This is a genomic window from Prevotella sp. oral taxon 317 str. F0108 (assembly GCF_000162415.1).
Lineage (GTDB): Bacteria > Bacteroidota > Bacteroidia > Bacteroidales > Bacteroidaceae > Prevotella > Prevotella conceptionensis.
On the sequence record NZ_GG740073.1, the window covers coordinates 771,374 to 779,981 of the forward strand.

Consider the following 8,608-nt stretch of genomic DNA (forward strand, 5'->3'; position numbering starts at 1 on the left):
AACATTGTTCATTTGGCTTAACGAAAACGTTCGTAAACCGCATTTTGCCGTAAGGGGTGTTCGTACAAAACTATTTGTGGTGCGGCTACAAGTCTTTTGTAGTCGCACTACAAGTATCTTGTACTGATGCTAGATATGTGTATGCTCAAACTCGTCTATCACACAATTCATTGCAAAGCTAATTTCTTTGAACCTGCCTTAAATCAAAGCCAACCTTCGTTTTATTGTTCATATCAGCCCCTCATCCCGATGCCGCTTGTTTGCATTCACCCTGCATTTTTTATACAAAAAAGCATGGTGTGGTGGAAATAAAACTGTAACTTTGTGCATATAAAACCTAAAAGTGTTTTCAGAATAGAAACGAACCGCATGCCGTGGGCATGGCTATAAACCTATATACGACACGAAAGATATGATGACATTGATTGTAGTAAGCGGCTCGCGACACACCGACTGGGTGTTTGTTGAGGATGGAAAGATTGTGGAAAAGGCAAGAACAGAGGGACTTAACCCCTATTTCCAAACGCGAAAGGAAATTAGTAGAAGTGTAAGGCTGGGCTTGCCTGAGGAGTATTTTCACAGAAAACTGCAAAAAATTTATTATTATGGCGCGGGATGCAGCAACGAATCGAAAAAGAAAGTGGTGAGTACGTCTATCATTTCGCAGTTCAAGACGCCCACTTTCGTTGAGAGCGACTTGCTGGCAGCTGCTCGCGGCATGTGTCTAGACAAGCCCGGCATTGCCTGCATCCTTGATACGGGCAGCAATTCGTGCTTTTACAACGGCGAAGATATCGTGAAGAACGTGCATCCGGGTGGGTTCATCCTTGGCGACGAAGGCAGCGGGTCGGCTATGGGAAAGGCGTTCCTGTCGGACGTGCTTAAACGATTGGCACCCGAAGAGTTGGTGGTCGACTTCCTTTATAAGAACAATACCACGCCATCCGAGATGATGGAAAAGGTGTATAACGAACCCTTGCCGCACTATTATCTGGCCACGGTGAGCAACTTCTTGGCCGAACGGCCCAGCCATCCCTACGTGCGCGACCTCGTTTCAGAGAGTTTCCGCAGTTTTATACGCCGCAATCTGATACAATACGACTTCCAATCGCAGCCCGTTTACTTTATGGGTAAGGTGGCCACAACGTGGGAACACCTGCTGCGCGAGGTTTCTTCCGAGTTTAATTTTGTGCCTGCCCGTATCGAAACAGACATTATTCCTGGGCTGGTTAGTTACCACAATAGGCGAAAGAACCAATAACATGCAGCCTTAGGCGGCATAAAAAACGCCCAATATAGATTGAATAAAGATGCTTTTAGGGGCTAAAAACGAGCAAATAGCTTGTTTTTAGCCCCTAAAACATTAAAAATATAACTTTATAAGGCTTGTTCCAGACTTTTTTTAATACCTTTGCACCCGATTTTATTTAGGGTTAGCGGAGCGGCTCCAATTGCATTCAGCGATGCCATGTTGCAAACAACGGTTCATCAGAGGTGACCGTGCAGCCGCTACGAACAGTTAGTTTATGTTTTATCAGAATAGGAAATGATTTAAATTCAAAGGCAAGCGATTGCCACACACAAATTCGTTTTTACGGCAAATCCCTTTTTTGTTGCGCCTTTATTAAGTGGGGCGCATCGTCAAATACATTTGGATAACGGTTACGCATTCAACATTTTAATGTACAATTATTTTTTCTCACGCTTTATGAAACAGCGACACGTATTGCTGATGGCCCTTTTGGTTATCTGCACACTCAGTGCATTCGCACAACAAACAGTCACAGGTTATGTTTTCACGGCCGACGATCGCGAACCCATTTTGGGCGCAACGGTGATGGCCACTGGCACCAAAATTGGTGCTGCAACCGACATCAACGGCAAGTTTACGTTAACAAACGTGCCTAATTCTGCCCGTAGCGTGGTGGTATCGTATGTGGGAATGAAATCGCAAACGGTGAACATCAAGCCCGAAATGAACATCTATCTCGAACCCGACGCCCGTTCGTTAGACGAGGTAGTGGTGCAGGTGGCCTATGGTTCGGCCAAAAAGTCCACGCTTACAGGTGCCGTGTCGCAGGTGGGCACCGAGCATATCGAGTTGCGCCCCGTATCAAGTGTTACCTCTGCATTGGAGGGAACAACGTCGGGCGTGCAGATAAACAGCACCTACGGCCAACCGGGCAGCAACCCCGCTGTACGCATTCGTGGTTTCGGAACCGTGAACGGCAGTGCTGCTCCGCTGTATGTGTTGGATGGCGTACCCTTTTCGGGCGACATCTTCGAACTAAACCCTGCCGACATCGAGAGCATGACGGTGTTGAAGGATGCCGCATCGAGTGCGCTCTATGGCAATCGTGCATCTAACGGCGTGATACTTATCACCACTAAAAAAGGCAAAAGCAACAAGTTGTCTGTTAACCTCCGCGTTAGTCAGGGCACATATACGCGCGGCATTCCCGAATACAAGTTGCTCAACCCGCGTGAGTTTATGGAAGTGAGTTGGCTAAACCTGCGCAACTCGCGTATGACCGATAAGAAGGCATCTGCTGCCGAGGCTGGCGAGTATGCCTCGAAAAACCTCATTGCCGATGCGTTGTACCTCAACATCTTTAATAAGGCCAACGATGCCCTGTTCGACGCTAACGGAAAGCTGGTGGCCGATGCGCAAATCCTGCCAGGATATGCCGGCGACCTCGACTGGTACGATGCAACCATACGCCGAGGCGCACGTCAAGAGTACAGCCTTAGCGCCAATGCCGCCAACGAGAAGAGCGATTACTATTTCTCGGTGGGCTATCTCAAAGAGAACGGCTACGTTGTAGGCTCCGATTTTAAACGACTCACTGGTCGGGCCAACATGAACTTGCGCCCAAAGAAGTGGTTCACAACTGGGTTTAGCCTCAATGGGTCGTATCAAAAGAGCAACTTGGCCGACAATGGGTCCGAAAGTTTCAAAAATCCCTTCATGTTTAGCCGTACCATTGCGCCCATCTACCCCGTGCATTTGCACAATGCCGACGGCTCGTATCGAACGGATGCGCTGGGCAACTTGCAGTACGACCCGGGCAGCTACACCGACGACAACGGGCAAGTGGTGCTTACCCGAAACCAATTTGGCGACCGCCACGTGGCTTGGGAGAACGAATTGGACAAAGACAGAACCGTGCGCAACACGCTTGAGGCAACGTTCTACACCGATTTTAAGTTCTTAAAGCACTTTACCTTTACCCTTAAAGGGCAAACCAGCATGCGCAACAACGTAAACGACACTTACGACAACCCCACCATTGGTAACGGTAAAGGCAATAACGGACGCGCAACCCAAAGGCTCGACCGATATAGGGAATACAACTTCCAACAACAACTAAACTGGAACCGCGAGTTCGACAAGCATACCGTTAGTGCCTTGCTGGGTCATGAAAACTATTATTGGTATCATAAATACACGCATGGGCGCAAGGCCAACATTAAAGTTCCTGGCCAAGAAAACTTCTCTAACTTCAGTGCCATCACCTCGCTTAGCGGTTACGAAGAAGACTATGCCACGGAAAGCTATTTGGGGCGCGTGCGCTATAACTACGACGACAAGTACACGGCAGAAGTTTCTTTCCGCCGCGATGGTTCTTCGCGCTTTGCACGAGCTGTGCGTTGGGGCAACTTCGGTAGCGTGGGCGCTAGCTGGATGGTGTCGCGCGAGAACTTCATGAAACCCGTGAAATGGGTGAACAGCCTGAAACTTCGTGCCGACTATGGACTTGTTGGTAACGATGCCGGGTCGGGCTTGTACTCGTACCTAACGTTCTACGGAGCCGCCCAAAACAACAGCAAGGGCGCATTCTACCTCACCCAGATAGGCAACGACGGGCTGAAATGGGAAACGGGCGCATCCTTTGGCCTTGGCGTCGACGCACGACTGTTCAACAGATGGAACCTCAGCGTTGAGTATTTCAACCGCCGCAACCGCGACTTACTCTTCGATGTGTACATGCCGCAGTCGGCAGGAGCCACCGATTCAGACGAGTCCTTGCCTTCGATAACGCGAAATCTGGGAACAATTGAGAACCAAGGTTTCGAGATAAACACCGATGTAGACATCTATAAGAACAAGAATTGGACGGTGAATTTCGCCACCAACGCCTCGTTCATCAAGAACAAGGTCATCTCTTTGCCCGAACAAAATAAGGACGGCATACTCTCTGGCGCTTACAAAATCGTGGAGGGCCGCAGCCGTTACGAGTTCTTTACCTACACATTTGTGGGTGTAGACCAACTTACGGGTAACTCGCTCTACAAGATTAACACCGACAACAATTACTATACTCGCGCCGATGGCACCGTGGTTGGCAACACCAGCGGTACAGACATCACCGCTAATGTTACCGAGATAAACGGCCAGTACTTCGTAAACGGCACCACATACGCTCAGCGCGAGTTTCATGGCTCGGCCATTCCCAAGATGTACGGCAGCTTTACCACCACGGTGAAGTGGAAGTCGCTGGCCTTCTCTGCCCTTTGCACCTACGCTTTGGGCGGTAAGGTGTACGACAGCACTTACTCGTCGCTGATGTCAACCAGCACTGGTCCGTCTAATTACAGTGCCGACATCCTCAACTCGTGGCGCGAAACTCCCGCGGGGATGACCGCTACCTCGGCCGATCGTATTTGGTATGGTGGCACACCGCAGATAAACAGCAGCAAAAACAAGGACAACAATGCTGTTTCTTCGCGATGGATAACCAACGGAAACTATTTCGTTGTGAAAAACGTCAACCTGAGTTACCAGCTACCCCAAAAGTGGGTGCGCGCCATCGACCTCGACAACGTGCGCCTAAGTTTCTCTGCCGAGAACCTGCTCTCGCTTTCTTCGCGCCGCGGACTTAATCCGCAGCAGGCTTTTAGCGGCATGCTCGACAACTATGCCGTAACGCCGCGCGTGTTCATCGTGGGCCTCGAAGTTAAGTTCTAGTTCTTTTCCCCCATATAAAAACAATTCGTATGAAAGCTACATTATTATATGTTTACGCCCTTTTAGCAGCACTTACATTGGGTGCATGCAGCGAAAATTACCTCGATACCGAGAGCAACAACGCCGAAAAACGACTGATTCTCTCTAACACAAGCAACATCGCTATGGCTGTTAACGGCCTTAGCAAGATGATGAGTACCCAGTATCTTAAAACGCAGGGAATGAACGGAGAGGGCACAATACTTACCCAATACGGCAATCTTCATGGAAATGATTTCCAAAAATGCGACTTTACGTTATGGTTACAGATGACCAACCTCGACTTCGTTGAAAACTCCACCAGCATATACGACTATTATCCTTGGTATTATTACTACAAGATTTTGGGCAATGCCAATGCCATTATCAGCCATGTTGATGCGGCAACAGGTCCCGACAACGAGAAACGTTTCCTCAAAGCGCAGGCGTTAACGTTCCGCGCTTATTGTTTCTTCCGCCTGTCACAACTCTATTCCAAGCGTTGGGCCGACAGCAACAACGGGGCTAGTAGGGGCGTTGTGCTGCGTTTAGACGAGAGTACGGGCAACATGGCGATTTCTACATTGGCCGAAACCTATGCGCGCATATATCAAGACCTCGACGATGCTCTGGCACTTTACGCCGAATCTAAGCTTAATAGGGCCGAAGACGAGAACTATGCCGTAAATGCAGACGTGGCTCATGCCATCTATGCAAGGGCTGCACTGACGCGCGAAGACTGGGCAACGGCAGCCAGCCATGCTGCATCTGCACGCGCTAACTACACGCTGATGAACAACGCCCAATACGTTGACGGTGGTTTTAACGCGCCCAATAAAGAATGGATTTGGAGTGTTTACAGCAATGCGCAAGAAACGTTGCATTATTTCCAGTTCTTCGCCTTCCAAGGAAGCAATTCTAATGCAGCAGCTGCGCGTAACTATCCTTGTGCCATCAGCAAAGCGTTGTACGACTCTATCCCTACCACCGATGTGCGCCGCGCCATGTTCCTCAACCCCGACACAATGACGTTTAACACGTCTAGTGGACTTGCAGGTAAGTGGATGACCGCTTATGCAAAGCGCGTTTACAAAAAGAAACTGTACAGCACCAGCCGCATCTATGCCTATATGCAGTTTAAGATGCAGGCCGTAAGTAATCCTGGGGTGGGAGAGATTCCCTTGTTCCGCGCGGCCGAAATGTATCTTACCGAGGCCGAGGCCAATTGTCATCTGGGGAAAGAGGCTGAGGCGCAGGCCTTGCTTGTGGCTCTGAACAAAACTTCGGGGCGCGATACGGCCTACACCTGCACCAAGACGGGCGACGAACTGTTGGCCGAAGTGCGCCGCTATCGTCGTATCGAGCTATGGGGCGAGGGTTTCGACTGGTTCGACTATAAGCGTTGGAACTTGCCCATCGTAAGGCGTACGTTTGCCGATGGCGGCAGTTTCCACTCTGCTTTCGCCGTTACCATAAAGCCCAACGAGAAAAACAACTGGACATGGGTTATTCCTAGTCGCGAAACTGATTACAATAAGCTTATCACTTCGAACAAGGAGTGAAAAACGCCTACCCCCAACCCTTTTCCTCTTGGAGAGGGGTTGGGGGCTTTTTATCCCAAAGCGGTCATTAAGAAACTTATCTTTCTTTTTGCTGGAAAAAGCAAAGTATGCTGGCAAGTGATTGCTCCTCCATGAATATCCCAGCAGTGAGTGGGGCGAACTAAGCCGCAAGTATGCTGGCAAATGATTGGCCCTCCATGAATATCCCAGCAGCGAGTGGCGCGAACTAAGCCGCAAGTATGCTAGCAAATGATTGCTCCTCCATGAATGTTCCAGCAGCGAGTGACGCGAACTAAGCCGCAAGTGTGCTAGCAAATGATTGGTCCTCCATGAATATCCCAGCAGCGAGCGGCGCGAACTAAGCCGCAAGTATGCTGGCAAGTGATTGCTCCTCCACGAACATCCCAACAGCGAGCGGCGCGAACTAAGCCGCAAGTATGCTGGCAAATGATTGCTCCTCCATGAATACCCCAGCAGCGAGTGGCGCGAACTAAGCCGTAAGTATGCTGGCAAATGATTGGGCCTACATGAATATCCCAGCAGCGAGCGGCGCGAACTAAGCCGCAAGTATGCTGGCAAGTGATTGGTCCTCCATGAATATCTCTGCCGATTACGGGAGCCGTTTCGTTACACTTTACTTTCAAAAAGCTCAACGGCCGATTAGAATTTATGTTTTTTTATTTTACAACATCACTCTAATTTTCGCTCCGTTCTAGCGAAAATATGGGTTAAAAAGTAGGCAAATGACTACCATTTCTAACCTTTCGCGCCTTTTACTTTGTCTACTTTCAAGAAAAGGGCCTGCATTTTGCACCATTTTGCCTTTCTATTTTGGTCGCCAACTCATAATTTTTCAAGCCCAATTACCCGCTTTTTACCCCTAAAATCCCACTTTTTGACGACTATTTCACCCTTTTCGGCCATATATATCATGATTCGAGAAGGTTTTGTTTATACCTTTTCAACGGATATTTATGCTTTTCGTCTCACATTTAGCAGCATTTTACCTTGCGTTTAGCACCAAAACGCACTGCATTTAGCACCATTTCACCTTGCATTTTGTACCAAAACGCACTGCGTTTAGCGGCATATTGCACCGCGTTTTACACTAAAACGCACTACATTTTGCTGCAAATCACCCCAAAACGGGGGTTGTTGGCGGTTGGTTTAAATAAATATTCATTTCGCTTGCGTGCACAACTAACCCCTCTGGGCATCAAAACAAACCTCCGCGAGAATCGATTTTTTGCGGCAAGGTGGGCGGTTGGTGGACAAAAAGGGCACTCTTAATGTTAAAATTTACGCCGAAAAGTTGACAGATTCGGATTGGTGAGTTGACAGGTCGACGAGTTGACAAGTAAACGAGTAAACAAGAGCTGGTGTCATAGTGCAAACAGACATTTGGCAAAACTCCTTACTCCTCTACTATTTACTCCTTTACCACTCACTCCTTACCCCTTTAACTCCGTCGCTCCTTTTTGACAAGTTTATGAGTTCATTCCCTTTTCAAGGCACAACCGGGTTTTGCCACAAACAAAGGGACTGGAATTTCAAAGATTGCAGTGCCCTTGTAAAGTACTTCGTGCATGGGCAGGGCGTTTATCTTGGCTTTACAGCACAAAGACGATGAACCTCTCCCAATTTATGGAAACATTAAAAGTCAAGACAACTTCCATATATTTATAGCACAGCCAACACCTGTCGGCAGCGACAATGCCGTGTGCAAGTTCCGGCACGTTGGGCATGCCTCCACGCATGAACGTTTGCGCTAACGGGATTAAATATAATTTAAGGGGAATGGGTTCTTTGTGTAAATATCGTTAACAGAGGAGAACTTTCTCCTCCTTATTTGTTGCGGTTTTGGAATTAAATCGCTAACTTCGCTATCAGGATACGACAGATTGCAAATCTTCCTCTTCCTTCAAGGGCAAGACTGTTTTTCAGCCGACAGGGAAGACTTCAAGAAGTTGTTGAGGTTTTCTCTTTTTTGTTTTCACGCCGGCATGACGACAGGGAACTGAAAGGACCTCCGAAAACATCATTCATTCATAAACCAATC

3 protein-coding genes are annotated in these 8,608 nt (G+C 48.4%); all 3 read left to right on the forward strand.

What is annotated here, in order from left to right:
* The first annotated feature begins 415 nt into the window (after window positions 1–415).
* The 3 genes from HMPREF0670_RS09495 (at window position 416) to HMPREF0670_RS09505 (ending at window position 6,549) form a co-directional block, all read left to right on the forward strand.
* Window positions 416–1,261, forward strand: coding sequence for a hypothetical protein (locus HMPREF0670_RS09495; RefSeq protein WP_009230942.1), 846 nt, complete (start codon window positions 416–418; stop codon window positions 1,259–1,261).
* A gap of 420 nt (window positions 1,262–1,681) precedes the next feature.
* The gene (locus HMPREF0670_RS09500; protein WP_009230943.1) at window positions 1,682–4,969 is read left to right on the forward strand and encodes a SusC/RagA family TonB-linked outer membrane protein; all 3,288 of its coding nucleotides are present in this window, start codon (window positions 1,682–1,684) and stop codon (window positions 4,967–4,969) included.
* Window positions 4,970–4,998: 29 nt separating this feature from the next.
* On the forward strand, window positions 4,999–6,549 hold the full coding sequence (locus HMPREF0670_RS09505) for a RagB/SusD family nutrient uptake outer membrane protein (protein WP_009230944.1): 1,551 nt from the start codon (window positions 4,999–5,001) through the stop codon (window positions 6,547–6,549).
* The last annotated feature ends 2,059 nt before the right edge of the window (window positions 6,550–8,608 follow it).